At 71.1% G+C, this 24,645-nt stretch carries 27 protein-coding genes; 24 read left to right on the plus strand and 3 right to left on the minus strand.

Features of this window, described 5'->3' with window-relative positions:
- Window positions 1-10 precede the first annotated feature (10 nt).
- The 20 genes from MM438_RS10575 (at window position 11) to MM438_RS10665 (ending at window position 20,488) form a co-directional block, all read left to right on the plus strand.
- Window positions 11-1,213, plus strand: a complete 1,203-nt coding sequence (locus MM438_RS10575; protein ID WP_241452447.1) for a Mu-like prophage major head subunit gpT family protein — start codon at window positions 11-13, stop codon at window positions 1,211-1,213.
- Between the two features lie 17 nt (window positions 1,214-1,230).
- Complete coding sequence (locus tag MM438_RS10580; protein ID WP_241452448.1) at window positions 1,231-1,623, plus strand: hypothetical protein; 393 nt, start codon at window positions 1,231-1,233, stop codon at window positions 1,621-1,623.
- Between the two features lie 245 nt (window positions 1,624-1,868).
- Complete coding sequence (locus MM438_RS10585; RefSeq protein WP_241452449.1) at window positions 1,869-2,270, plus strand: hypothetical protein; 402 nt, start codon at window positions 1,869-1,871, stop codon at window positions 2,268-2,270.
- 3 nt (window positions 2,271-2,273) lie between these two features.
- Window positions 2,274-2,720, plus strand: coding sequence for a DUF6093 family protein (locus MM438_RS10590; protein ID WP_241452450.1), 447 nt, complete (start codon window positions 2,274-2,276; stop codon window positions 2,718-2,720).
- Between the two features lie 15 nt (window positions 2,721-2,735).
- The gene (locus MM438_RS10595; protein WP_241452451.1) at window positions 2,736-3,098 is read left to right on the plus strand and encodes an HK97-gp10 family putative phage morphogenesis protein; all 363 of its coding nucleotides are present in this window, start codon (window positions 2,736-2,738) and stop codon (window positions 3,096-3,098) included.
- Window positions 3,095-3,514 carry a hypothetical protein gene (locus tag MM438_RS10600; protein WP_241452452.1) on the plus strand — a complete coding sequence of 140 codons (420 nt, stop codon included), beginning with the start codon at window positions 3,095-3,097 and terminating at the stop codon, window positions 3,512-3,514. Before MM438_RS10595 ends, MM438_RS10600 begins: the two co-directional genes overlap by 4 nt.
- An 81-nt stretch (window positions 3,515-3,595) precedes the next feature.
- Window positions 3,596-3,868 carry a hypothetical protein gene (locus tag MM438_RS10605; RefSeq protein ID WP_241452453.1) on the plus strand — a complete coding sequence of 91 codons (273 nt, stop codon included), beginning with the start codon at window positions 3,596-3,598 and terminating at the stop codon, window positions 3,866-3,868.
- A gap of 3 nt (window positions 3,869-3,871) precedes the next feature.
- Window positions 3,872-4,402 carry a phage tail tube protein gene (locus MM438_RS10610; RefSeq protein ID WP_241452454.1) on the plus strand — a complete coding sequence of 177 codons (531 nt, stop codon included), beginning with the start codon at window positions 3,872-3,874 and terminating at the stop codon, window positions 4,400-4,402.
- Window positions 4,403-4,501: 99 nt separating this feature from the next.
- Window positions 4,502-5,158 (plus strand): hypothetical protein, encoded by a 657-nt coding sequence (locus MM438_RS10615; protein WP_241452455.1) that lies wholly within the window; start codon window positions 4,502-4,504, stop codon window positions 5,156-5,158.
- A gap of 411 nt (window positions 5,159-5,569) precedes the next feature.
- Window positions 5,570-6,247, plus strand: coding sequence for a phage tail tape measure protein (locus tag MM438_RS16775; RefSeq protein WP_338155541.1), 678 nt, complete (start codon window positions 5,570-5,572; stop codon window positions 6,245-6,247).
- A gap of 20 nt (window positions 6,248-6,267) precedes the next feature.
- Window positions 6,268-10,662: a phage tail tape measure protein gene (locus tag MM438_RS10620; RefSeq protein ID WP_277627959.1), complete on the plus strand. Its 4,395-nt coding sequence runs from the start codon at window positions 6,268-6,270 to the stop codon at window positions 10,660-10,662.
- 17 nt (window positions 10,663-10,679) lie between these two features.
- Entirely contained in the window at window positions 10,680-11,519 is an 840-nt protein-coding gene (locus MM438_RS10625) for a phage distal tail protein (RefSeq protein WP_241452456.1), read from the plus strand.
- The gene (locus MM438_RS10630) at window positions 11,516-12,538 is read left to right on the plus strand and encodes a hypothetical protein (protein WP_241452457.1); all 1,023 of its coding nucleotides are present in this window, start codon (window positions 11,516-11,518) and stop codon (window positions 12,536-12,538) included. The genes MM438_RS10625 and MM438_RS10630 overlap by 4 nt, the downstream gene beginning before the upstream one ends.
- A 3-nt stretch (window positions 12,539-12,541) precedes the next feature.
- Window positions 12,542-13,810 (plus strand): hypothetical protein, encoded by a 1,269-nt coding sequence (locus tag MM438_RS10635; RefSeq protein ID WP_241452458.1) that lies wholly within the window; start codon window positions 12,542-12,544, stop codon window positions 13,808-13,810.
- A 13-nt stretch (window positions 13,811-13,823) separates the two neighbouring features.
- Complete coding sequence (locus tag MM438_RS10640) at window positions 13,824-13,964, plus strand: hypothetical protein (protein WP_241452459.1); 141 nt, start codon at window positions 13,824-13,826, stop codon at window positions 13,962-13,964.
- Between the two features lie 8 nt (window positions 13,965-13,972).
- On the plus strand, window positions 13,973-17,209 hold the full coding sequence (locus MM438_RS10645; protein WP_241452460.1) for a fibronectin type III domain-containing protein: 3,237 nt from the start codon (window positions 13,973-13,975) through the stop codon (window positions 17,207-17,209).
- Window positions 17,206-17,646, plus strand: a complete 441-nt coding sequence (locus tag MM438_RS10650; RefSeq protein WP_241452462.1) for a hypothetical protein — start codon at window positions 17,206-17,208, stop codon at window positions 17,644-17,646. The genes MM438_RS10645 and MM438_RS10650 overlap by 4 nt, the downstream gene beginning before the upstream one ends.
- On the plus strand, window positions 17,643-18,725 hold the full coding sequence (locus MM438_RS10655) for a hypothetical protein (RefSeq protein WP_241452464.1): 1,083 nt from the start codon (window positions 17,643-17,645) through the stop codon (window positions 18,723-18,725). Before MM438_RS10650 ends, MM438_RS10655 begins: the two co-directional genes overlap by 4 nt.
- A gap of 1 nt (window position 18,726) precedes the next feature.
- Window positions 18,727-19,461: a hypothetical protein gene (locus MM438_RS10660; protein WP_241452466.1), complete on the plus strand. Its 735-nt coding sequence runs from the start codon at window positions 18,727-18,729 to the stop codon at window positions 19,459-19,461.
- 1 nt (window position 19,462) lies between these two features.
- Window positions 19,463-20,488: a glycoside hydrolase family 26 protein gene (locus MM438_RS10665; protein WP_241452468.1), complete on the plus strand. Its 1,026-nt coding sequence runs from the start codon at window positions 19,463-19,465 to the stop codon at window positions 20,486-20,488.
- A gap of 33 nt (window positions 20,489-20,521) precedes the next feature.
- On the opposite strand, the gene MM438_RS10670 is transcribed toward MM438_RS10665, so the two are convergent.
- The 3 genes from MM438_RS10670 to MM438_RS10680 all read right to left on the minus strand — a co-directional run bounded on the left by MM438_RS10670 (window position 20,522) and on the right by MM438_RS10680 (window position 21,918).
- Window positions 20,522-20,869 (minus strand): PIN-like domain-containing protein, encoded by a 348-nt coding sequence (locus tag MM438_RS10670; RefSeq protein ID WP_241452469.1) that lies wholly within the window; start codon window positions 20,867-20,869, stop codon window positions 20,522-20,524.
- A 28-nt stretch (window positions 20,870-20,897) separates the two neighbouring features.
- Window positions 20,898-21,560, minus strand: coding sequence for a DUF433 domain-containing protein (locus MM438_RS10675; RefSeq protein WP_241452470.1), 663 nt, complete (start codon window positions 21,558-21,560; stop codon window positions 20,898-20,900).
- A 166-nt stretch (window positions 21,561-21,726) separates the two neighbouring features.
- Window positions 21,727-21,918, minus strand: a complete 192-nt coding sequence (locus MM438_RS10680) for a hypothetical protein (RefSeq protein WP_241452471.1) — start codon at window positions 21,916-21,918, stop codon at window positions 21,727-21,729.
- Between the two features lie 314 nt (window positions 21,919-22,232).
- Here MM438_RS10680 and MM438_RS10685 point away from each other — a divergent pair, with 314 nt between their 5' ends.
- The 4 genes from MM438_RS10685 (at window position 22,233) to MM438_RS10700 (ending at window position 24,574) form a co-directional block, all read left to right on the plus strand.
- Window positions 22,233-22,688, plus strand: coding sequence for a hypothetical protein (locus tag MM438_RS10685; protein WP_241452472.1), 456 nt, complete (start codon window positions 22,233-22,235; stop codon window positions 22,686-22,688).
- Window positions 22,689-23,069, plus strand: coding sequence for a hypothetical protein (locus MM438_RS10690; protein WP_241452473.1), 381 nt, complete (start codon window positions 22,689-22,691; stop codon window positions 23,067-23,069).
- Window positions 23,070-23,132: 63 nt separating this feature from the next.
- Window positions 23,133-24,257 carry a hypothetical protein gene (locus MM438_RS10695; protein WP_241452474.1) on the plus strand — a complete coding sequence of 375 codons (1,125 nt, stop codon included), beginning with the start codon at window positions 23,133-23,135 and terminating at the stop codon, window positions 24,255-24,257.
- Complete coding sequence (locus tag MM438_RS10700) at window positions 24,254-24,574, plus strand: hypothetical protein (protein WP_241452476.1); 321 nt, start codon at window positions 24,254-24,256, stop codon at window positions 24,572-24,574. Before MM438_RS10695 ends, MM438_RS10700 begins: the two co-directional genes overlap by 4 nt.
- Window positions 24,575-24,645: the final 71 nt, after the last annotated feature.

Raw genomic sequence — 24,645 nt, forward strand, 5'->3', positions numbered from 1 at the left:
GGGCCTGACCATGACGATCACCAAGTCTGACCCCTTCGAGCTCGCCGAGTCCGAGATCTCTCCGATGGCGGCGCCTGCGCTGATGCGTCGGCGACTGGAGAAGCCCGTCACCGAGGCTGACAGGGCCCGCGTGAAGGTCGTGGAGCGCACCACCAGTGTGATGCGCGACGCGATCTACGGCGACAAGACCGCTCAGCGGCGCCTCACGGAGGCCATCTCCACCAGCGACCTCGTGCGCTGGGCCACCGGCGCCGCCCTCGACCGGCAGATCGAGCGCACCTACCCGGCCATCCCCGCCCAGTGGGGCAAGTTCTTCACGCCCACCACCGTGCGTAACTTCAAGCCGAAGAGCATCGCGCAGCTGCACGACGGGACGGACCACCTGCGGGACATCCCCGAGCTGACCCGCTACCCCATGGCGAAGGGCAGCAGCCTGGGCGAGTACTTCATCCAGGTCGGGAAGACCGGTCTGCGGTACGGGTGGTCGTGGGAGGCGATGCTCAACGACGACCTCGACCAGCTCATGGCCGTCGTCCGTCAGTTCCCGCAGTACGCGGTCAACACGGAGGACATGAAGGCCCTGTCCCTCATGTACAACCTGACCACCGGAGCGCCGGCCACGGCGTTCTTCAACGCCACCAACAAGAACCTCGGCACGATGGTCCTGAACCGGACCAACCTGCTGCGCGTCGACCGTTTCCTGTCCACGAAGCGTGACCCCGACCTCGGCGGCATCATCGTCTTCCAGTCGAAGATGCTCGTCGTGGGGCCCGCGCTGGAGCTCGTCGCACGGTCCCTGCTGGAGGCCACGCAGATCGAGACGACCCTGGCGGACGGCTCGAAGATCACCCGCTCCAACCCGCTGGCGGGGAAGTTCGAGCTGGTCGTGGATGAGAAGCGGCCGGGCACGTCGTGGATGGTCATCCCGAAGCCGGGCACCGCTGCGCGCCAGCCGTTCTGGTTCGCGAAGCTCGTCGGCTACGAGACCCCGGACCTGCGGTACCGCAACAACCAGGGCCGTGCGCTGGGCGGCGGTGACCTCGCCCCGTCCGAGGGCTCGTTCGACGACGACTCCATCGAGTACCGCGTACGTCATGTCATGGGCGTCGCGACCGGTGACCCCACGCTCACGTACGCGAGCGACAACACCGGCGGCACGACCGAGCCGACCGGTATGCCGACGGCCGCGGACGTCGCGGCGATGCTCTCCTGAGGACAGGTGATCTGACGATGGCTACTGCCAAGACCAGCACGACCAGCACGGTGAACACCGACGCCGCGAAGACCGACGCCGACGCCCAGGCCCCGACGCCCCCGCCTGCGCCGGACACGGACGCCCAGGCGCAGGCGGACCTCGCTGCCCGCGTCGCCGAGCTGGAGGCCCGGAACGCGCTCCTGGAGGAGCGCGCCGCCAGCGCGGCGGCCGGTGTCCCGCAGGCCCCCGACGGGCACGTGTGGGTCGTGGCCGCTTCCGGTGCGCCGATCCCGTCGATCCCGACCGCGCCGCGCGCGTGGCTCGACAGCGCGAAGCACCTGCTCCCCGAGGGCGCCCGCAAGGCCACCCCCGATGAGCAGAAGCGTCTCGAGGCAATGGTCGCCGCGGAGCAGCGCCCGCGGCTCTGACCATCCCAGGTGGCCGGCCGCCACGACAGCGTCGGCCGGCCACCTGGGCCCTGCTTGGTGGTGGGGCGTCAACACCCGCGAAGCACCCCCGGATCGTGTTCCGCGTGTCGGGTGATGGCCGCTTGGGTGGGTCCTTGGCCCGGTTCGGCTGAGCACCGGGGGTGCGCTCCCCTTTCGCCCGCCTGCAGCAGCGCGTCCAGCGCCCCACCACCCACATGCCCCCGTCGTCGAGAGGACCACCGCCCGTGACTGTCCCCGCCGTCGAGCCGCCGTCGCTGGAGCGGCAGGTGCGGCTCCTCATCGCCGACACCAGCGTCCAGCAGTACCTCACCAGCCAGGACGTGGCTGACTTCCTCGCCCTCAACGGCGGGAACGTGCGCCTCGCCGCGGCCGACGCATGCGAGGCCATCGCGACGTCCGAGGCCCTGGTCGGGAAGAAGATCACCACGCAGGACCTCGCCACCGACGGCACCGCCGTCGCCGATGCCCTGATGAAGCGGGCCGCGCTCCTGCGCCGGCAGGCGAAGGACAAGACCGACGAGGACGCTGGCGACGACTGGGCGTGCGTCGTGGTCGGCGGGATCAGCGACGACCCGTACGGCCGGCGTCCCGAGTTGACCGAGTGGCCGACCGTGACGGGGATGTGACTGGTGCCTTTCCCCGCTACGGAGATGATCCACAGCGCGTGGTCCCGCGCGCACCAGGCCGTCGTCATCGGGTCCATGAACGCGACCTGCGTCATCACCGACCCGGCCCGGGAGACCCCCGGCGTCTACGACGACGCCACCGGAACGAGGGCCGCGGCAACCCCGTACATCGTGGTCCCGGACGGCACTCCCTGCCGGGTCGTGCGGATCCGAGAGGCCACTCAGGCTGAGCAGGCTGGTGAGGAGATCACCGGCCGCCAGTACCGCGTCACCGTCCCGGTCTACGCGGCCGGGTCGGAGACCGTCGCTGCGGGGATGGTCGTCACCGTGACGGCGACCCGTGACGAGCACACCGCCGAGAACATCGTCGGGACCCGCCTGACCGTGATGGAGCGGCTGCGCGGGTCGGAGGAGTTCGACCGCGTCCTCATCTGCGAGCACGCCGAGTAGGCAGGAGGTAGGGCCATGCCGACGATCAGCATCGACACCGGTGACCTCGCTGCCACGGCGGCCCGGCTCAAGGCCGCTGGGCCGCGCGCCCGGCAGGCGAACACGGCCGCGGTGCGTGCCGCGACGATGCACTGCGAGCGGACCGCGAGATCACTGGCCCCCGTCGACACGGGCCTGCTGCGGGGGTCGATCCACGGATCCACGACCGGTGGGGCCGCTTCCACCGGGACCGTCACGTCCGGGGCGTCCTACGGCGTGTACGTGGAGTACGGGACGGCGCGGATGGCGCCGCGACCCCACATGCGCCCAGCCGGTGTCGCGGCTGGGCTGATGCTCGCCCGCGCGGTGGAGCAGATCCCCAGGATCGCCCTGTCGTGAGCGGCTACACGATCACCGACGTACGCGCCGCTCTCGAGGCGCGCCTCAAGGCCACCGCGCCGACCGTGAACGTCCTGCGCTCCCCCACCGACGTCGCACCCACCGACCCCGACCGCCGCGTCCACCCGTACGTGGTGCTGTACCTGTCCGCCGGCGTCGAGGACGAACGGAGCCAGGACCTCGCCGGGCACCGCGACCTCGACCACCTCGACCTGCAGGTCACGTGCGTCGGCGGCGACCAGGAGCGCTGCGAGCACGCCATCACCCGGGCCCGGGCCGTGCTCACCGGATGGGCGCCACTCCCCGGGGCAGGCCCGTTCCGGGGCGTCCCCGGCGGCACCCCGATCGCGAAGGACATCACCTTCGACCCGCCCCGCTGGTATGCGCCGCTGCTGCTGACCGTGCAGCTCCCCTAAGCCCCGCACCACCCATTCCAGGCCCTCACCCCTCCCGGGTGCCAGGGGCCACCCAGGCATACCCACACCCAGGAGGCACCCGTGGCCGATCCCACGCACGACGACTTCGTGCTCGTCTACGACGTCCGCACCGGCGACAAGCTAGAGAACCCCGTGCCGCGGCACTGGCTCGAGCAGCCCTTCGCGGCGCACCTCAAGCCCGTCCCGTCGAACGGGCGGTTCGCGAAGCCGAACCCGGACGCCGCGCCCGCCCTCACCGACGACCCGACGGCCGCCGCCGCGGTCGTCGGTGCCGCCACTTCCCCGGCCGTCACGCCGGACCCCACCACCGACACCCACACCCAGGAGGCGTGACCCATGCCTAAGTCCCTCGCCGACGGCCACATCAAGCTGACCGCGCTCACCACCCCGCCCAAGGACTGGAAGGCCGCGACCCTCGCGGAGCTCAACGCCGGCCTCGACATCTCCTGCCGGGTCCTGTCCGGTGACTACAAGCTCGGCGCGACGGAGTCCGACACCGTCGATGAGAAGGCGCTGTGCCAGGACGGCAACGTCAAGGTCCCCACGGTCTCGAACTACGAGGCGAACCTGATCCTCTTCCGCTACTTCGACCCCGCCACTGGGAAGGCCGAGACCGCCGCCGTCGACAACGTCGGCGACGGCGCCTACCAGATGATGAAGCTCAAGGGCACCACGGTGTACCTGGTGCAGCGGTTCACCAGCAAGAAGAGCACCGAGCCGTGGGCCTCTGGTGACGAGTACCGCATCTTCGAGGTCCTCACGGACAACCCCGTCGACCAGCCCGCCGAGGGCTACATCAAGGCGCAGGTCCCCGTGCTCGTGCAGAACGCCGAGCTGAACGGTGTCGTCGCCGGCGCGACGCCCTGACCCGCGTCTCCCTGATCGCTGGTGGCCCCGCCGTCTGCGGGGCCTGCGGGGCCACCAGCACCTCACCCCGCGCCAGGCCCCGCAGACAAGGCAACCCTCATGGCTTCCGTCGACCGCTCCCTTGCCGACACCGCTGACGCTGACGTGGTGGAGGCGTCCCTCACCACCGTCACCACCCCCGACCCTGACCCTGCTGCGTTCGACCTGGAGGAGTTCCTCGCCGGGATCCGCCCGGTCCTGCGCCGCATCCGGATCTACCCCCGCGGTGACCTCGTCGCGCAGGCCGACGCCCTTGCCGACGAGCTGGAGGACCTCGGCCGCGCACATGCCGCGGTCGTTGGTACCCCAGCCGAGGATGACGCTGCTGCGGCGTTCCTCGCGGCCCGGGAGCGGCTTGAGGAGCTGCGCCGCACCTACCAGGAGTCCGCAGTGGAGTGGGTGGTGCAGGAGCGGTCCGCTGACTGGGTCGCGCAGACCCGCACGGAGTTCTGCCAGGCCCGCGGGGTGGAGCCCCAGCCCGGCGGCGCGGTCCCCGACGACCTGGTGCAGGAGTTCACTTACCACGTCACCGCGGAGATGACCGTGACCCCGGCCGGGGTCACCACGGACACCATGCGCCGTCTTCACGAGGCGGCTCCGCACGAGTTCGAGCGGATCGACGCAGCGTGCACCGCGGCCCTGTCCCAGGCCGGTCCCACGTCGTGGGGGATGACCGCGGATTTCTCGCTGAGGCCCTCCACCACCCCCGCTGGGTAGGGCTCCTCACCCACCTGCGGGACGCCCGCGCGTACCGCGTCTCCCCGGTCACGTACCTCGGGTTGCCGTGGCCGCAGTGGGGGGAGACCGCTCGGCTCCTCGCGCAGGCCGTCGCCGAGCACGACCGTCGGATCTGCTCGTGCGGGTGCGGGCAGTGGTCCGCTGACGCTCTCGACCCCGACCACCTATGGGTCGTGGAGAAGGCACGGTGCACGGCGGGGGAGGCCCTGGCCGAGGCGTCCAGGTCCTTCGGTGAGGAGGGCCCGCCCGCGGGGACGCTGCTGCGGGTCCGTGACGGCGGGAAGACCGCCGCCGTCAACCCCTTCGCCGACCAGGTCCCGATCTGGTCCGAGGTCGGCGCGCCACCCACTTCACCACCCCCACAACACCCGCCAGGAGAGGAGGGCCTAGGTGCCTGACTTCAACACCACCGTTACTCTCCGTGGCGACGTGACGGACCTGGTGTCCGGTTTCCAGCGGGCCACCGCCGCCGTCGAGAAGTTCGAGGCCGCCGCGAAGCGGTCCGGTGCGGCGTCGCAGGCGGGCATGTCCGGGCTCGCGTCCGGCGCGGCGAAGGCAGAGCAGGCTCAGTCCCGGGTCGCGGCGTCCGCGGCCCGGGGCTCGGCCGCGGTGGAGCAGGCCTACGCCCGGCAGGCCGGAAGCGCTGACCGGGTCGTCGCCGCGACCGCCAGAACGGAGCGCGCCCACACGCAGGCCGGGGCCGCGGCGGTCCGTGCCGGGCAGGCCACCGAGCGCGCCACGACCCGCACCGCGTCCGCGATCGACCGCGCCAGCGCAGGCCTGGCCGGGTTCGCGAAGGCATCCGCGATGTCCGTCGGGGGCCTCGTCGTCGCCGGCGGCATCGCCAAGCTCGCCACGAGCTTCCTCGACTTCGACGCCGCCATGTCCGGGGTCCGCGCCAACACCGGCGCGACCGGAGCAGAGCTCGACTCGCTGCGCGCGTCAGCCATCAGCGCAGGTCAGGCCACGAAGTACTCCGCGACCGAGGCCGCGTCCGGGATCAACGAGCTCGCCAAGGCGGGCATCTCCACGAAGGACATCCTCGGGGTGGGCTCTCCGGCGCCCTGAACCTCGCCGCGGCCGGGCAGATGGACGTCGCAGACGCCGCCGAGACCGCCGCCAGCGCGATGACCCAGTTCGAGCTCACCGGCCGCCACGTCCCCGGCATCGCCGACATGCTCTCCAACGCCGCCAACAGCGCGCAGGGGTCCGTGAAGGACATGGGCGACGCCCTCAACCAGACCGGCCTGGTGGCACACGGCATGGGCATGTCCATGCAGGACACCGTGACCGCCCTCACCCTCTTCGCCAAGGCCGGCATGACCGGGTCCGACGCGGGCACGTCGTTGAAGACGATGATCCAGCGGCTCCAGAACCCCACCGACCAGGCCCGCACCGCGATGGACCAGCTCGGCCTCAGCGTGTACGACGCGCAGGGCCGCTTCGTCGGTATGCGCTCCATCTTCGACCAGCTGCAGACCAGCACGAAGGGGATGGCGCAGAACCAGAAGGACGCCGCGCTCGCGACGATCTTCGGCGCCGACGCGGTCCGTGGCGCCAACGCTGCGATCGCTGCCGGCGCATCGGAGTGGGACAAGGCCGCGGCGGCGGTCACGAAGTGGGGCGGTGCGTCCCGGCAGGCCGCAGCCCTCAACGACAACCTCAAGGGCGACCTCGAGGAGCTCGGTGGGTCGCTGGAGACCTTGTTCATCAAGGGTGGCGGACTCAGCGATGGGTTCCTGCGCCCGGCGGTGCAGGGCGTCACCGGGCTCGTGAACGTCCTCGGGCAGGTGCCCGCACCGGTGATGGGCACCGTGTCCGCGCTGACGGCGATGGCTCTGGTCGGTCCCCGTGTCGAGGCTGCTATGACCCGCGCCGGCGCGGCCGGGAAGACGTTCCTGTCGTCGATTTCCGACGCTGCCCGGGCCACCACGCCGCTGCAGACCGTGTCTACGGCGGCCCGGACCGTGGGCACCGAGCTGGCGTCCACGTCGACTGCGGCGCGTGCGTTCTCCGCAGCCGTGGGGGATGGTCGCTCCCAGGTCCTTGCGAAGTCCCTGACCGAGACCGCTGCCGCTGCGGGGAAGACCGCAGCGCCGCTCGCGCAGACCGCGTCCGCTGCCCTGTCTGTGGGCACCAGCATGGGCTCGTCCAGTGCTGGTGTGCGGTCCTTCGTGTCCGCGGCGTCCGATTCCCGCGGAAGCCTGCTCGCCAAGACCCTCACCGACACCGGCTCCGCCGCCGGACGCGCGACTGGCCCCCTGTCTGGGATCGCCGCGACGGCCCGCTCCGTGGGCACCAGCATGGGCGGGCTCAAGGGAGCCGTCGGTGGCCTTGTCGGTCTCCTCGGCGGGCCGTGGGGCATCGCTCTCGCCGCCGCCGGCGCGGCCCTGACGATCTTCGGGCAGAAGCAGGCTGAGGCCGCCGCGAAGGTGCAGGAGCTCTCCGCCGCATACCAGGCCGACGGCAGTGCTGTCGGGGAGTACACGCGGAAGGCCTTCGCCGCGCAGGCAGCGCAGGACGGAGTCACCCAGACCGCGCAGGCCGCGGGCGTGTCCATGTCGGATTTCGCGGCGGCGGTCACCGGTACCGGTGAGGCGTACGCCGCATACCGGCAGAAGATCGACGACATGGTCGGCGCGCACATGGACGCCGACGGGGCCGTCGACTCGACCGGGTCTGCGTTGCTCCGCCTCAACGGCAACCTCGCCGACGCGCGTGGCCGGTACTGGGAGATGATCGAGGCCGGGGCATCTGCGTCCGAGGCCGCCGCGGCCTTCGGTGTGACCGCGGATCAGGCGGGTACCGCGGCTGGGAAGATCGGTAGCGGCGCGGGTCAGGCCAGCGCGGGGCTGTCCGTCGTCGGTGGGCAGGTCCAGGCAGCCGGTGACAAGGCCAGCGAGGCTGCTGGGCAGTTTGACCAGCTCACGAAGGCGATTGCCGGGATGGGCTCCTCGATCGGTGGGCAGCGTGAGGCCGTCCGCGGCTACCAGGCTGCCCTCGACGGCGCCGCTGAGGCCGCAGCGAAGAACGGCCGCACCCTGGACACGGGCACGGAGAAGGGTCGTGCGAACCAGGCCGCCCTTGATGGTGTCGCCAACGCCACCCTCAACCTCGCCGCGAAGTCCTTGCAAGCGGGGGAGTCCGTCGCGTCCGTGTCCGCCCGTGTCGAAGCCGGACGGAATGCGTTCATCGCGCAGGGCACCGCGATGGGTCTCACCGCGGCGCAGGCCGGGGCACTCGCGACGAGCATGGGCCTGATCCCCGAGAACGTCCAGACGATGGTCGACGCGTCCGGGTTCGACATCGCGGGCGGGAAGGTCGACGCGCTCACCGGTCAGCTGATCGGCGTGGACGGGAAGGTCGTCACCGTCGGCGCGAACGCCGACACCAGCGCGGCTGTCGGGCAGGTGCAGGGACTCGCGTCGATGCTCGCGACCTGGAACGTGACCGTCCCGATCAACGGGGACGTGACCCCTGGGGTGTCGTCGCTGGGGGCGCTCGCTGCGGCTGCTGCTGGAACGCAGGCTCAGGTCAGCATCGGCGGGAACATCGTCCCCGGCGTGTCATCCCTGGCTGTGCTGCAGGCAGCGGCGAACGGGACCACGGCAACGGCCACGATCGGCGCGAACGCCGGCCCGGCGATGAGCATCCTGTCTGGGTGGGCGGCGACCGCGAACGCCACCCGCCCGACGCCTCTGCTGTCCGCGAACGCGGCCCCAGCGATGGGCATCCTCCACGGCTGGCAGGGCACCGCCAACGGCGCCCGAGGAACGGCGACGCTGGGCGCGCAGTCCGGGCCCGCGAACGCGACCGTCGGGCAGTGGAAGGGAACCGCCAACAGCGCGAAGGGAACCGCCACCCTCGCCGCGAACAACGGCCCCGCCATGAAGAGCATCGGCGGGACTGTCGCGAAGGCCAACTCCAGCACGGGCACGATCGCAGTGAAAGCCGCTACCAGTGCTGCTGAGGGCGCTATCAACGCCCTGACCCGGACCCGCACCGCTGTGATCAACGTGGTGCAGCGCGTCACCGGCGCCATCGGCGGCCTGCTCGGCAACGCGGACGGCGGTCCGGCACGCACCGTTCGGGTCCCGGGCTACGCGACCGGCGGCGGCGTCAACGACTACCTCACTGCCCTCCCAGACGGGGGCGCCGTGCACGGTCCGGGGTCCCGCACCAGCGACAGCATCACCGCTTTCCTGTCCTCTGGCGTCGTCAACCTCTCCCGGCACGAGCACGTGTGGACCGGAGCCGAGGTCGATGCCGTCGGCGGCCACGCAGCCATGTACTCCCTGCGTGCCGCCGCCCGAGCCGGCCGCTTCCGCGTCCCCGGCTTCGCCACCGGCGGGTCCACTGGCGGCGGCGGGTACCGCGCCGACACCACGAAGATGCTCGCCGGGTACTCCCCCGTCGGCGCTGCCGACGTCGCCAAGCTCCGCGAGTCGTGGTACTCCGCGATCGACTCCCAGCACCAGGCTGCGAAGGCCAACTTCGAGGCCCAGACCGAGTTGAGGAAGGCGAAGCGGGGCACGCAGGCGTTCGCCGACGCGTCGTGGAAGGCCGCCGAAGCGCTCCGCAAGTACCACGCCGCGAACGCCGAGGTCCGCTCCACGCAGACCGCGATGAACACCGCCGGCCGCACCTCCAGGATGGGCGTCACTTCGCAGTGGACCGCGACCGCCGCGACCAACAACCGCGCGTCCGCGGCATTCATCGCCGACGTCGAGACGATCTACCGGCGTGGCTACCCCGGACTCGCCGACGCGCTCCTCCAGCAGGGCGAGGCCCAGGCAGGTCGAGTCGCCCACGACGCTGCCCGCCTGCCCCTCGCGAAGATCCGCGCCATGGCCGGGCAGGTTCAGTACTCCGCCGGGCTCGAAGCACGCCGCGACGCGATCGCGGGGAAGGCCTCGGCGTGGACTTCCGCGGTCGGCGCGCTCTCTGGATACGCCTCGAGCAAGCGCACCGCGATGCTCACCTCCGCGACGTTCCTCGCCAACATCCGCATGCTGCAGCGCCGCGGCTACACCAAGCTCGCCCTCGCCCTCCTCAACGAGGGCGAGGAGTCCGCTGGCGCGATCGCGGCGCAAGCCGCCCGCGCGACGACGAAGACACTGTCCGGGATCCAGGGGAACATCCTCGACTCAGAGCGGTACGACGCGCAGAAAAAGGCCCTCGCGGACGAGCTCGCGGGGAAGAAGAAGCCCGTCGCGACGCGCAACCCGGTCATCTCGTTCACCGCCACGGAGGTCGCTGCGCGCTCTGCTCGCGCCGCTACCGCGGTCTCCGGGCCGAGCCTGGCGCTGCGTCCGATCCCCGCGGCGAGCATCCCCTCCCTGCCGCCGGCGCAGGTGGGGCGGGCGCTCATCGGGTCCCAGACCATCAACGTCACCGAGGCCCGGTCCGGGTACCACACCGGGCAGCAGGTCGCCGCGAGCTTGTCGTGGCAGATGGGCCAGTACGGGGGGTTCGCGGCGTGATCCCGATGTGCACGATCATGGGTCAGCCTGTGCAGGGCATCGACCGTCACGGGTCGAAGTGGACGTTGCGCGGGGAGGAAGGCTACTGGTCCAGCCCGGAGGTGCGCCGCACCCGCGTGCAGAAAGCCCAGCAGGACGGCGCGCACCCCAGCACCAGCGTCCTGGACGCGCACACGTTCACGTTCGAGGGCGTCATCCGCGCCGACGACAACGAGGCCCTCCTGCGCTCCAAGGACGACCTCCTAGCCCTCGCCTACATCGGCGAGGGCGTCCTCGACTGGACCGACGCCACCGGCCGATACGTCCAGGACGTCGAGCTCGACGGCGTCATCAAGACCCGTCTCCACGGGGCGCGGGTCATGGAGTGGCAGCTCACCCTCACCGCCCCGGACCCGGCGAAGTACTCCCCGGATGTGCTGCTCACCGCGGTCCTCCACGCGAAGGCCCGGGCTGGTGAGGGCTGGCAGTGGCCCCGGGAGTACCCCACCGACTGGCACGAGCCCACCGGTGAGGAAGGCATCTCCGACCGGGTCGCGCTCTACAACGCCGGGAACACGCCCTGGTGGCCGCGGATGCGCCTGCAGACCACAGCGGCGACCCCACGGATCTCCTGCCCGGAGACCGGCGAGTGGATCCAGTACAACGGGCAGCTCTCCGAGGGGCAGTGGCTCGACATCGACTGCCGTCAGCGCACGGTCCTCCTCAACGGCGTCACCAGCCAGAAGTGGTGCACGGCGTGGGCCGGGTCGTGGCTGGCCGTGTACCCCGGGATGCGGCAGACGCTCCAGCTCACCGCCGCCGGGGAGGACCCCGACGGCACCCTCACGATCATCGCGAAGGAAGGGGCCTGGCTATGACCAAGGCACTGCTCCAGCTCGGCCAGACGGCCGACGAGTTCCAGGTCCAGACCGCGGCGTGGATCACGGCGTCGTCGTCGGGGCGTGCGCTCGCGGGGATCCTGCCTGCGCAGGGCGGCGGCCCGCAGCTCGTCGCGACCGCCACTCCCAGCGGGGCGTTCACGTGCACCGCTTTCGCGGCCGTCATCAACGGCTCCGGGACGACGCCGGGCGACTTCATCTACGCGCAGCCCGCCGCGCAGCTCGACGTCCTCGGGAAGGCCCCGGCCGCGACGACCGCGAGGATCGACATCGCCGGGGTCCGCGTCAACCCCGGCAGCGGGGAGACGACGCTCACGACGTGGCAGGGCACCCCGTCGACGCAGCCCGTCGACCCCCCGCTCCCCGAGAGCAGTTACGCGATGTTCCGGATTCTGGTGCCGGCGAACGCGAAGGGCCTGACCGCGGCGAACGTCACCCCGCTGTGGCGGTGGACGGCGCTGCGCGGCGGGGTCCTCCTCCACTCGACCACGGCGCAGCGCGACGCGATCCCCTCCGGCTACCTGATGCCCGGCCAGCAGGCCTACAACACCAGCACGCGGGAGCGCAGCGAGTGGAACGGGACATCGTGGACCACCGGCGACACCGGCTGGAAGAACCTGCCGATCTACTCGAACTGGGTCTCGTACGGCGGGTCAGCACAGCCCCCCCAGTACCGCGTCAAGGACGGCATCGCGTACCTGCGCGGCTTCATCAAGCCTGACTTCATCTCCCCCACCGGGACGTGGTCCGGGACCAGCGCAGGAAACGACTTCCTCACCATCCCCGCGGACGCCCGCCAGGCCGTCGACGGGGTCCTCTGCTACGACACGCGCGCAAAGCTCACCACCGGTGCTGACACGGTCCGCGTTGACTACCGCGTGATGAGCGACGGCTCCCACCGTCTGTGGCTCACCAACGACCGCGCCAACGGGGCCGGCTACCCGTTCGACGCCACCGGATGGATCAGCCTTTCGGGGCTGTCCTGGCCGGTGGGCTGACCCGTGGGCTGGGACGTGTACGCCACCGGGTGGCGCGACGACCGCATCATCGACCAGCTCCCAGCGCACGACATCGAGTTCGAGCGGGCCGTCAGCGAGCACGGCAAGTGCAGCTTCTCACTTCCGGTGCCGCGGTTCGGGGCGGCGTGGCTCCCGATCGTGCGGCCGTTCACGACCGGTGTCCTCGTGTGCGAGGACGACCAGGTCAGGTGGGGTGGTGTGGTCACTTCCCGGCACCGGTCCGGGGAGCGTACGTACCGCATCGACGCCCTGGAGTGGGGTACTGCGCTGGAGGACGTGCGCTTCTCCCCGGCGATGTTCGTCAGCGAGGATGTCGTCGACTACTCCCGCGTCGCGCTGATCAGGATGATCGCGGGCGCCGCGACCACCCGGGTCGGCGCCGACTGGCCCCTCGAGGTGCAGGCCGTGGATGGCGGGTCGACGGTGACGATGGCCGACGACCTCCGCGCCGTGTCGCTCAAGGGCGTCATGTCGGTCATCGAGGACCTGTGCGAGCCCGAGGGCGCACCCGAGTGGTGCCTGTCAGTCGAGGGAACCGCGGCGCAGCCACGGCGGGTGCTGCGCGTTGCACCCCGCCTGGGCCGCCCGGTCTCCGAGTCCCGGATCAGCCTGGACTTCGTCGCGAACTACGACACCGCCCCGCCCGTCAGGTTCCCCGAGGCGGGCCGGGCCTGGTCCACGCTGCAGCACCTCTACCCCACCCCCGACGAGATCTGGATGACAGACGACGAGGGCCGGGTCCTCCCCAAGCGCCGCCACGGCGGGAACATCCTGACCGACCCGGGCGACGACATGACCGGCGCGGGGTCTGCGACGGCGGTGTGGACCACGCATCAGGCCACCGACGCCGACCAGACCGACGAGCCCGGACACGCCCGCGCCGACGACCTACTCGCCGCGGGATGGCCGCTGCGGGAGGTCGTCGTCGCCGGTCCGGCCGCACCGACGAAAGCCGCCCGGGACGCATACGCCCGCGGCATCCTCGCCGCCCGCCGCGGATTCACCACCAGCTGGAAGTTCTCCACGTTCGCCAGCGACCCCGACTACGGGGCCTGGCAGCCCGGCGACGACGCGGTCGTGTCCATCGAGTCCGACACCTACTCATACGCGCCACCCGGCAAGCAGATCCAGCCCATCGTCTTCACGACCCGCCTCACCGGCGCGTCCGTGAAGCCCGACGACAACGCCCGCACCTCCAGCGCAGTCGTGCAGTACCGGTCCGTCACCCCCGCCGGAGTCCTCGGCTTCTAGGAAGGCCCACCGTATGGCTGCCCCACCCCGCCCCGCCGACTTCCTCCGCGACCTCGCAGCCCTCGCCCGCCGCGTCCGCGACCTCACCACCCTCGTCAACCGCCTCGACGCCCGCCTCCGCGACGTCGAGCGCCGACTCCCCCCGACCAGCTAGGAGCCACCATGGCCGACTACCTCTTCCAGGGCGCCATCGTGTACACCGACGCCGGCGGCTCGGTTCGTGCCGCGCTGAACCAGGTCGTGCGGTTCGTCGACGCGGAGACCGGCGCCCCGGTGACGTTTACAGCCGGCGGCCAGTCCGGGATGACGTCGCTGCGCACCGACAAGTACGCCCGGTTCGAGCTGACGAAGCCCGGCGTGGCGAGTATCAAGCCTGTCGTCGCAGGGGAAGTCGTGCCCATCGTGATAGACGCGGTCAACGCGGCGAAGCGCGCCATCGACGAGGTGACCTCGGTGCGCACCAGCGTCGCCGCGGCAGCCGACGCCGCGAATGCCGCGAAGACCGCGGCCGAGGCGGCCCGCCAGTACGCCGCCGACGCCACCACCGCGAGCGGCCAGAAGGGCACCCTCGTCATGAACGGGGCCACCCTGCCGGTCCCGGTCTACCTGAACCCGACCGACCCCGGGGCGCTCGCGGATGGGTCGATCGTGCTCCTCGACGCCGGCACCGTCACGCCCGGCGGGTCCACCGGAGGCACTGCCCCGGCTCCCACACCGGCCCCGACGACGGGCGGCACCACGCCCGATGGCGGCGTTGTCCTCTCCGCGTCGGGGATGCCGTTCCTGTCCGGCGCGTACACCCCCACCGTCGCCGACGTGCCCGCCTTGGAGGCCACCCGCGGGGTCCCCCTCGACGTCTTCTACGTCAAGCCCGACCCGGCGTCGTGGACCACGCTGCTGTCCACGTCGTGGACGACCCGCCCGCACACGGGCACCCGCCTGGCCGTGCAGGTCCCACTCTGGCCCGCAAACTCCACGATCGATCAGGCTGCCGCCGGTACCAACGCGGCGTCGTGGGGGCAGCTCGCGAAGATGCTCCGCGACGGCGACACCATCGTCCTCGGGAGGGAGTTCACTCTCGACACGGTGCATTGGGCCGCGACTGACGCGAACGCCACCCAGTGGCGTACCGCGTGGGCGAAGGCGTACGACGCGATCAAGGCCGCGAACCCCGCCGTGCAGGTCATGTGGGCGCCGTCGCTCGGGGCGTCCCACACTATCGCGCAGCCCCGTGACGTGTACGTCGACGGGAAGGTCGACGTCATCGGCCTCACCATGTGGGACTGGTGGCCCGCCGACACCAGCGACACCGCATGGCAGACCATCAAGACCGACCCCTTCGGCCTCGACGACTGGCTCGCCTTCGCGAAGGCGAAGGGCGTGAAGCTGGGCCTCGCGGAGTGGGCCCTGACAGCCCTCACCCCCGGCGGCCGGGACAACCCGAAGTTCATCGCCGACGTCTACCGGTGGCTCGCTGCGAACGCCGCGAACGTCTGGGGCGAGATCTACCACTCCACCAGCGAGGGGCAGCGCGGCGCGCAGCTCGGCACAGTCGGCACGACCAACGCGACTGCGCAGTACACCTCCAGCATCAAGGACGTCCGTGCCGGTGGTGCCGTCGCTATCCCGTCCGTGGTGACGGTGAAGAGCAGCAGCGTCACCGAGACCAGCATGACGGTGTCCTGGACGGCCGCGACTGTCGGGCAGGGCCGCACCATCACCGGCTACCAGGTCACCGTCGACAGCGGAGCCCCCGTCAACGTGAGCTCCACGGCGCTGTCGTACACCGCGACCGGACTGACCGGCGGCACCACCCACACCATCAAGATCGCGGCTGTCTCGAGCGACTGGGCGATGGGCCCGGCGACAGCGGTGACGTTGACGACAACGGCCCCGGCATCGACCGCGCCGTCCGGGACCACGGTCTACACCACCACCTTCGACAGCTCGGACGGGTGGACGGCGCCGACGGGCTCGATCAGCGGCAGCCAGATGGTCGTCAGCTCCGGCAGCGTGTCGTACTTCAACGTGTCGACGGCAGCTCAGGTAGCGGAGAAGTCCGTCGTCCGCGTCACCGTCACTGTCCTGGCCGGGTCGACCGGTCAGGCGGGGATCCTCGTGGACTGTGTCGGTGGGGGTGGCGGCGACTGGCTGTACTCCACCGACCAGGACGTCGCGCCTGCTGCCCTGCCGACGACGCCGGGAACGTACTCCCTGGACGTGACGATCCCGGCCGGGACGGAGTTCATCCTCGTCGGCGTGGACGCTCGTGGCCGGACCGCGCACTTCCTCATCGGTGACCTCAAGGTCGACGTGATCAAGGCCGGCACGAGCAGCGACCCGGCTCCTGCGCCGACTACTCCGCCGCCGTCCACGACGCCGACGACCCCGCCGTCCACGACCGCGCTGGTCGCGGGCGGGTCGCCGTTCCACCCCGACGCGTACAAGGCGCTGTGGGGGAAGACGCAGTTCCGGGCTCCGGGGAAAGGCTGGCCGGCGCACAACCCGACCGACCGATTCGCAGCTGGGCGGCGGGTGCGAGTGATGGCCGACGAGACCGGAGCTGGGATCAACGCGGACATCTTCAACATCCCCGTGTATCTCGTCGACACGAGCAAGCCTGCCGGCCCGGTGTCGTCGGGTGGCGGAAATTACCGGCGTTTCTCCCCGAGGCAGACCGTCACCGCCGAGCGCCCGTGGACCGAGGATCGGTGGAACAACAACTACGAGACGATGCTCCGCAATTGTCCGTTCCCGTTGGATTTCGCCCCGGCTAATGGCACCGACCTTTCCGCCGAGTGGGTGGATATCGCCACCGGCATTCATTATGGCGGGTGGGTTTGGGAGATGAAGAACGGCGATTGGCAGTTCTACACGGCGGCCCGCACCGACAACGTGTGGAGCAGCGCCAGCGGGCAGTTCGACAAGGGATCCGTCGTCGCGTCCGGCCTGCTTGGTGGGCCTATGCACATCGGGATCTGGGAGGCGCAGCAGTTCATCGCGAATGGCCGCCACATCGACCACGCCATTGGCGTCGAGTTCCCCAAGTGCGACGGCGACTATGACACGTTTTCGTGGCCCGCGAAGACGTCCGACGCGTGGTCCCCGAACACGTATGGCCTGCTGCAGGCTTCCCGTCTCATTCTCGACCCGACCTTCAACGTGGCCGCCGCGAACCTGACGCCTTTCCAGAAGATGATTTGCTACATCGCGCAGGAATGGGGCCTGATCATCACCGACACGTCCGGAGCTGTCATGGTCCGTGGCGAGCAGTACCGCGGCTCCGGGACGAACCCGTGGAAGGCGATCTGCGGGCCGGACCAGGGCGACCTCGGACCGATTCCCTGGGAGCGGATGTACGTGACCGCGAAGGACTACCGAGGCCCGGTCGCATCGTGACTGCGCTCGACGGCCTGACCCGCGTCCGCGTCGTCCAGGCGGTCCGCGGCGGAGGACTGCGCGAGCTGCAGGTGGCGCGCCGGGCTGGTGGGGTGTGGATCGGCTGCGACGTGTACGTGGTGCGGCACACCCTGGCGCTGCTCCACGGATCGGGTCCTCCCCCGGATGGCCTCACCAGGGCCTATGTGGACGACGCGGCGGGGGTCCTGTACCTGCCGCCGGCGCCGTCCGGCGGCATCGACCACGGTGACGGGGCGCCGCCCGACACGGCGTCTACCGCCTGGGTCGACGACACCACCAGTGTCCTGCACGTGCCCTACGGCACAGACCCGTGGGTCACGCTCACCGCGTCTCGTGGGGAGCCAACGACCGCGGCGGCCCCCACCGTCGACCCTGACCAGCAGATCCTCTACCTCACGGAGGCCACCGCGCTATGACCACGTATAAGAAGATCCAGCTCGGCACCCCGCCTGGCGGGATCGCCGGGCAGGTCCTCACGCAGACGGCGTCCGGGGTGCCCGCGTGGGTGAACCCGCCTGCGGGGGCCGGTGGCGCTGCGCTGCCGTCTGGCGCGGACGGGCAGGTCCTCACCTACTCGGCTGCGACGTCGTCGTGGGTGCCCGCTGACGCGAAGAGCGGCAGCGGCGCTACGGTCAGCACCGACGGATTGGGCTATGCGACGGTGGCGACGGCGGCGGCTTCCACGCCTCCGCTGGTCACGAAGACGATCCTCACCGACGCGGTCAACACAATCCGGCAGGTCCCAGCTGGGGGGATCGCCGGGCAGGTCCTCAAGCAGACCGACAGCGGCCCGGTGTGGGGACCGCAGGCCGGGCCCACGCAGCAGCAGGTGCGTGACGCTGGCGCGCTGATCACTCCGTCGGGCGGTACGGATGGGCAGTTCCTTGGCCGGTCTGGTGGCGCCGTGACCTGGGTCACGCCAGCGGCTGCCGGCGGTACCGTGCCCACCGGGACGCTCGTCGCGCAGCACGGCGCCCCGACCGGTCCCGTGACCACACCCGTCCTCGACCTCGACACCGGGCTCGTGTACGAAGCAGCGCCCGCTTCCACGAAGCCGCTCCTCACCGCAGCGCAGACGAGCATGGACGATGCCGGCGTGTGGATGCTCAAGGGCGGCGCCACGGTCTCCGGGGGCAAGCTCACCATCCCCGACGGCGGGGAGGCGACGGTCACAGTCGCCGTGGTGGAGGGCATGACCATCACCGGCACCGTCCACGTCGACTCGGGCGCCGACACGCAGATCACCTGCCTGTACGACGGGTCGCAGGGTTTCCAGACCGGGGCAGGTGACCTCGTCGCGCCCGCGTGCACGGCCGGGCAGTGGGCAGAGACCGTCGACTACCGCATCGAGGCGTACGGCGGCACCGCGGTCCTCGACACGATCGTCTTCACCGGGGCTACCCCGGCCGGGACCACCACCACAAAGCTCAGCGGTGGCAGCACCGTGACCGACCCGACCACCACTGCTGCCCCCATCGACCAGGCTTGGAGCTGACATGGCCACGATCCAGGAAGTCCTCGACCGGCTGCTCGCCCGCATTGACGCGGTCAACGCGAAGGCCGCGGCCGAGGTGAGGAAGCGTCCCGTGCCCACCCAGGTGGGTGCCGCGCTGGCTGGAGCCCAGGACGCCGCCGCGGCGCGTGCTGCGATCGGGGCCGCCGCCGACGGGGTCCTGCCCTACCTGTGGGACGGGACGACGAAGGGCGGTACGCCCGGGACGACCTACGTCCCCGCTTCCGTGTCCGCCCTGGACGACGCGACCGGGTGGGAGTGGGAAGGGACGGCCGGGTCGATCAGCGGGGGCGCCGCGACGATCCCTGCCGGTTCGATGCTTACCCTGGCCCTCGACGTCCCGGTCGGCAAGAGCGTCCGCACCCGCGTCGAGGTCACCGCGGGCGCCTCCGGGCACGCCGAGGTCGGCTACTTCGACGCGTCCTGGGGATGGATCAACGGCCCCGGGTGGGACCCGACCTGGACTGGCCCGGGGTCCTACGCCAGCGCGTACACCCAGGTCCCGGCCGGAGCCGTCAACGGCATGAAGGTCAAGATCAGCAACGACGCGGCCTCGCCGATGACGGTGACGCTGGTGCAGGTCGAGGAGGCCGACACCCCCGGCACGGGCGGGCGCCCTGCCGCGACGTGGGTGGAGTGGCGATCCGCGACCGACCCGACCGGGCTGCCCGACTTCGACCGCATCCACGACACGTGGCTGCCCACCGTGGTGGTGTGACGTGACCCTCCCCGCCCCGGCGCGCCGATCCGTCACCGGCTCCGGCGCCGCCACCCCTCCCGTCCGACCGCTGCGGGGCATGTTCACCGGCAACGACCCCGGAACACTCGACGCCTGGATCGCCGCGCACGGCCTGGAGGTCCCCCTCGGCCACCAGTTCGCGGGCTACTCCACCTGGGCCGACATCGCCACGCCCTGGGGGCACACCGAGTGGGCCGCCTGGGTCACTGCCAGGCCGGGCCGCCGCTGGTCGACCAGCCTCGCGCTCGTCGCGGCGGAGACCTCCGGCGACCTCGCCGCCGTCGCGGGCGGTGGCCACGACGAGCACTTCCGATCCTGGGCCACCAGCGCGCAAGACCACCCCGAGCTCCGCAACGGGATCATCCGCCTCGGATGGGAGCACAACGCCGCCGGCCACCCGTGGTCCCTCACCAGGGACGACCAGGGCAGCCTCGCGTCCTACAATGCCGCGTTCGCGCGCGTCGCGAAGATCCTCAAGGACACCATGCCCGCCTGCCGCATCGAGTGGTGCCCCAACGTCGGCACCGAGCTGTGGACCGGCGATTTCGCGTCGATGTACCCCACGGCCGCGCACCAGCACATCGACGTCATCGGCATCGGCTGCTACGACTACATGTGGGGCGCCACGACGGCGCCCCAAGGGCAGCCCACGCCGCTCGAGGAGCGGTGGGCGTGGATCACCGAGGGCACCCGCGGAGCAGGGAAGAACGGACTCGCCGATCAGGTCCGGCTCGCCCGAGCCAAGGGCAAAGCTCTCGGCCACACCGAGTGGGGCCTATGGCCCTACGACCCCACCAACCCCCACGGCACCACCGGCGACGACCCCCGCTTCGTCCATAAGCTGGCCCGCTGGCACCGCGCCTACGGCTACGCCTACGAGATCTACAACAACGTCCTCACCGGCGACGGCCACGACCACCGTCTCGAGACCTACCCCCAGTCCCTCACCGCATACCAGGACATCCACGCCCCGGCCTCACCGTGGATGCCCCCAGACCAGCCCTGATCACGAGCACGGCGACGCCACCACCCCACGGGGCTACGGCCACATCCGCTTGATGGTCCCGTCCGCGTAGATGTGCCAGAACCCTGCGTCGCTGCGATCGATCGCCTTCTCGATGCGAGGGCGGGCCGTGATGAAGGCCTCCACCATCTGGTCCATCCTGAGATCCTGCCTCGCCAAGCAGAAGAGAAAACTGCCATCTGTCAGAGCGGACAACTCCTCCGTGCGGTAGCGGATGCGGCGGTCCTTGGTCAGCAGGGGCCAGCCGCGGTCGCAGCCGTACCGGATCCACGTGTCGTCAGGCACGTCCTGGGCGTCGCGTGGGTAGACGTCGGAGAGCATGTGGACCGTCCAACCGGCATCGCGCAGCCGGGCAACGGTCACCCGTCCGAGATTGCGGTCGGCGAAGAACTCAGGCGGCCGCAACGCGACAGATGTCCTCTACCTGGTCGCGGCTGAGGTCGAACTCCTCGGCTACAACATCCATGGGCTCGCCAGCCTGCCAGAGAGAGACGACGGCCTCGATCGGAGTCCTGGATTCTGCGAGGACAGGACTACCCCACGCGAAACGAGGATCGATGATGACCTCTGCCCTGTCCGGGTACTGCGACAGCCGCAACGCCCTCGGGCGACCCTCGTCGTCCCACTTCACGAACCGGAGATGGCTGGCGAGCACCTCCCGGATCGAGCCCTGGTTGTGCTGATTCACGAGGGCGTCGTCGAGCTCCGCGAAGAGCCGCGAGTCCTTCCCAGCCGCGCCGGAGGGGTCTCCAATCGTGGCCAGTCGGCTACTCGCCAGGGCATAGGGGTCGCTCATCCCTTCGCGGAGGATTTGCACGACTTTGCGGATCTCGTCCATAGGGATGCCTGCCGTGCGCAGCTCGCGCAGGACATGGGCTTCGATGACACCGACGAAAGGGACCCGAGGCCATCCGCGCCGCTCGGGGACGACGGAGTGCACCAGTGGCTCCGCGCCATCGAGCGGCTTCAGCCAGACGTCAAGGGTCGACTCCGGCATCCGCAGGTGCCGGGCGGCGTCACGGGCCGTCAGGATCGGAGTGCGGTAGATGTCCATGTCGGCCCCCTCTCAAAAGCTCGCTGTCCATGCGAACGGTACCCGACCGCCTAGGTGTGATGCCCGCCCCGATGCGCGGCATGCTGGCGCGGTTTGATGGAGTGCGCCAACTGGCCGTCAGTCGACGGCCGCGAGGTGCCCCGACCCAGGGGTGGGGGCGATGTGGTCACGAGCACATCGACGCAGCCGACGCCGTGAACTGCGCCGCGTCGCGGCGGTGCACGTGCCCGACCGTGACGCGATGCTCCGCCACGATCCGGCGCATCACCCCCGCACCATCCGCGCCCTCGGCCACGGCCCGGCACGCCGACACCCTCACCGCCTCCAGCTCGGCGTCGGTAGGGGTGCCGTCGGTCATCGGCCGAGCCACCTGCAGCCATGCCCCGGCCATTGCCGTGCCCACCACCGGCGGCGCCGGGGCGGGACCCTGTGCCCGCCCCGAGCATCCCGCCACAGCCAGCACGACCACTGCCGTGAGCATCCCTCGCCTCATGCCCTCAGCATCCCACCGGAGCCGCCCGTGTTCATCCCGGCATACGCCTACCAGCCGCCCCCACCTCCACCGCAGACATGGGACGAGGGCAACGGCCCACCCCCCACCGACCGACCGACCGACGCCGGGCCCTGGCTCGACAGCGACACCGGAATCCTCTACATCCCCCAGGAGCCCTGATGGACCGTGCCACGCCCGACCGCTTGCGAGACCGCGTCGCGGGGATGCTCGATCGGCACCCGTGGGAGCTGATCTTCATGGGCTGGTGGATCGCCGCCGGGATCATGCTCACCGCCGCGACCTGGGACCACAGCTTCGACCCCTCCCCTTCCCTCACCGAGCTGCCCGACCTCGTGTGCCTCGCGCTCGGGCTGCCGCTCGCCGTGGGGGGAGCACTGGTGCTCATCGCGATGCTGCGCCGCTGGGACGACCTGGCGGTGCGGTGGCGGATCGAGCGCGCCGGCCTGACCCTCGGCGCCGCTGCGTGGGTCGGGTACGCCGCGTGCGTCGCCTGGTACCGCGTGGAGTCGGCCCTGCCCTACGGGATGGCCCTGAGCATCGCTGCCGCCGCGCTGTGGCGGGTCAGGGCATCCCGGCGCGAGGAGCGCACCATCCGCCGCATCAGGGGGCACTGAGTGAATGCCTACGAACTCGCGGCCGGCATCTTCGGCGGGATCGTCACCGTGATCCTCGCCGTGCTGCAGCGCGACCGCAAGGACGCGAAGCAGACGCCGATCACCCAGGACGACCGGATCGCTGCTGGTGGTGGTGATCTGGCGTACGTGCTGGGCATCGCCAAGGCGGCGTCTGAGCGCGCTGAGGTAGCGGAGGCGCGAGCCGCTCGCGCTGAGGCTGCCGCAGCGGAAGCCACCCGCCGCGCCGACGCCGCCGAGAACCGCTCGGCCCGCTCTGAGGAGGCGCTGCGGCTCATCACCGACTGGGCCCACGCCATCGTCCAGAACTGGACCGCGCTGCGGCAGCGCGAGACCCCGCCTGACCTTCCCGACCTGCCCTGACCGACCGCCCACCAGCCCCCGGACCACCCCGGCCGGGGGCTTTCCCATGCCCAGGAGGCACCCATGTCCGACCACATCGTTGGCATCGACCCCACCCTCGACCCGAACCCGGCCGATCTGCCCGACCTGACCGGGATCCCGGACCCCGAGCCCGGCAAGGCCGACGCCCCCACCGAAGCGCTCGGCTTCGCCGCCGCGGCGCCCGGGGCTGCCCGCCAGCTCCTCGCCCGCTACGTCTCTTGGCTGCGCACCCAGGTCGGCCGCACCGAGGACCCGGCCGGCAGCAACCGCGTCACCCTCCACCTCGCAGGCGCCGACCGCGACCTGTGGGGCTACGTGCGCCCCTCCTTCCAGGGATCCCCGTGGTGCGCGGCAACCCCCACCGGCGGGCTCCTCCAGTTCGGCGTCGACCTCCGCAAGCTCTTCCCCAACGGCAACAGCTTCTACTGCCCGTGGCTGGAGTCGATGGCGAAGGACCGCGGTGTGTGGCGCACCGGGGACTACTCCCCCCAGACCGGCGACCTTTCCCTCATGGACGACGGCCACACCGGGCACGCCACCCACGTCGAGACCAGCGCCCCCGACGCCAGCGACTACGCCGGCTACCGGCAGATCGGCGGGAACACCTCCCCGGGCAACGCTGGCTCCCAGAACAACGGGGGCGGCGTGTGGCTGCGGGACCGGGCCCGCTCCGTCATCCGCGGCTGGATCGACATGGGCGCGCTGCTGGAGCAGATGCAGGCCGAGGGCCTCACCGACGCCCTCGCCGCGGGCAACAGCAACGCCCCGGCGAAGCGCACCGATATCGCCCCCGGATGGCGGCGCGTCGACAAGCCCTACGTCGTGGACACCGCGAAGAGCTGCGACGTCCTGTCTGTCGCTGCCCTGAACCGCGCTCTCGCCGCGGACGGAGCAGCCGAGGCCGGCGTGAAGGCCCACACGCAGCGCGACGACCTCACCGTCAAGATCGTCCTCGCCAGCCTCTACCGCATCGGTCTCGTAACCCAGGCCTACTACTGGCGCGGCATCGCAGGCACCGACACCCAGGCTGCTATCGACACCTTCCGCCACTGGGTCGGACCGTCCCGCGGCTGGACCGAGGACGACATGACCGGCACCGTCGGCATCGAGACGCTCGAGATGCTGTTCTACGACGCCGGTGTGATCGTGCCCGAGGTCGTGGCGTGAAGCGGGTCCTCGCGGTGATCGCCGCGAATATCAAGGCCGAGCCCGCGCTCGTCACGCAGACCATCGGCGCGGTCCTCACCCTGCTCGTCGCGTTCCGGGTGCCGGTCACGGAGGATCAGCGAGCAGCGATCCTCGGGGTCGGGATGGTCCTCGTGGGCCTGGTGATCCGCGCGCAGGTCACGCCTGCCGCGAAGGTCGCCGCCCGTGTCGACGGCGAGGGCCGGGTCGTGTCCGGTCCGGCTGACCCTGTCCACGACGACGGCGACCCGGTCGTCGTGTCTGCGTCCGGTGAGTATCAGGGCCGTCATCTTGCCTGACCAGCACCTGACTGACTGACCGACTGACGGGCACCCTGTGTGCGCGTCCGGTGAGACTCCCCCGCTACCAG

This window comes from Arsenicicoccus dermatophilus, from assembly GCF_022568795.1.
In the GTDB taxonomy this organism is placed as follows: Bacteria; Actinomycetota; Actinomycetes; order Actinomycetales; family Dermatophilaceae; genus Arsenicicoccus; species Arsenicicoccus dermatophilus.

Excerpts from the sequence above, each read along its gene's own strand:
- MM438_RS10695 (WP_241452474.1), top strand. The coding sequence starts at position 23,133 with ATGTCCGACCACATCGTTGGCATCGACCCCACCCTCGACCCGAACCCG.
- MM438_RS10620 (WP_277627959.1), top strand. The coding sequence starts at position 6,268 with ATGGACGTCGCAGACGCCGCCGAGACCGCCGCCAGCGCGATGACCCAG.
- MM438_RS10595 (WP_241452451.1), top strand. The coding sequence starts at position 2,736 with ATGCCGACGATCAGCATCGACACCGGTGACCTCGCTGCCACGGCGGCC.
- MM438_RS10645 (WP_241452460.1), top strand. The coding sequence starts at position 13,973 with ATGGCCGACTACCTCTTCCAGGGCGCCATCGTGTACACCGACGCCGGC.
- MM438_RS10680 (WP_241452471.1), bottom strand. The coding sequence starts at position 21,918 with ATGACCGACGGCACCCCTACCGACGCCGAGCTGGAGGCGGTGAGGGTG.
- MM438_RS10630 (WP_241452457.1), top strand. The coding sequence starts at position 11,516 with ATGACCAAGGCACTGCTCCAGCTCGGCCAGACGGCCGACGAGTTCCAG.
- MM438_RS10640 (WP_241452459.1), top strand. The coding sequence starts at position 13,824 with ATGGCTGCCCCACCCCGCCCCGCCGACTTCCTCCGCGACCTCGCAGCC.
- MM438_RS10580 (WP_241452448.1), top strand. The coding sequence starts at position 1,231 with ATGGCTACTGCCAAGACCAGCACGACCAGCACGGTGAACACCGACGCC.
- MM438_RS10575 (WP_241452447.1), top strand. The coding sequence starts at position 11 with ATGACGATCACCAAGTCTGACCCCTTCGAGCTCGCCGAGTCCGAGATC.
- MM438_RS10625 (WP_241452456.1), top strand. The coding sequence starts at position 10,680 with ATGGGTCAGCCTGTGCAGGGCATCGACCGTCACGGGTCGAAGTGGACG.
- MM438_RS10615 (WP_241452455.1), top strand. The coding sequence starts at position 4,502 with ATGGCTTCCGTCGACCGCTCCCTTGCCGACACCGCTGACGCTGACGTG.
- MM438_RS10610 (WP_241452454.1), top strand. The coding sequence starts at position 3,872 with ATGCCTAAGTCCCTCGCCGACGGCCACATCAAGCTGACCGCGCTCACC.
- MM438_RS10660 (WP_241452466.1), top strand. The coding sequence starts at position 18,727 with ATGGCCACGATCCAGGAAGTCCTCGACCGGCTGCTCGCCCGCATTGAC.
- MM438_RS10655 (WP_241452464.1), top strand. The coding sequence starts at position 17,643 with ATGACCACGTATAAGAAGATCCAGCTCGGCACCCCGCCTGGCGGGATC.
- MM438_RS10675 (WP_241452470.1), bottom strand. The coding sequence starts at position 21,560 with ATGGACATCTACCGCACTCCGATCCTGACGGCCCGTGACGCCGCCCGG.
- MM438_RS10685 (WP_241452472.1), top strand. The coding sequence starts at position 22,233 with ATGGACCGTGCCACGCCCGACCGCTTGCGAGACCGCGTCGCGGGGATG.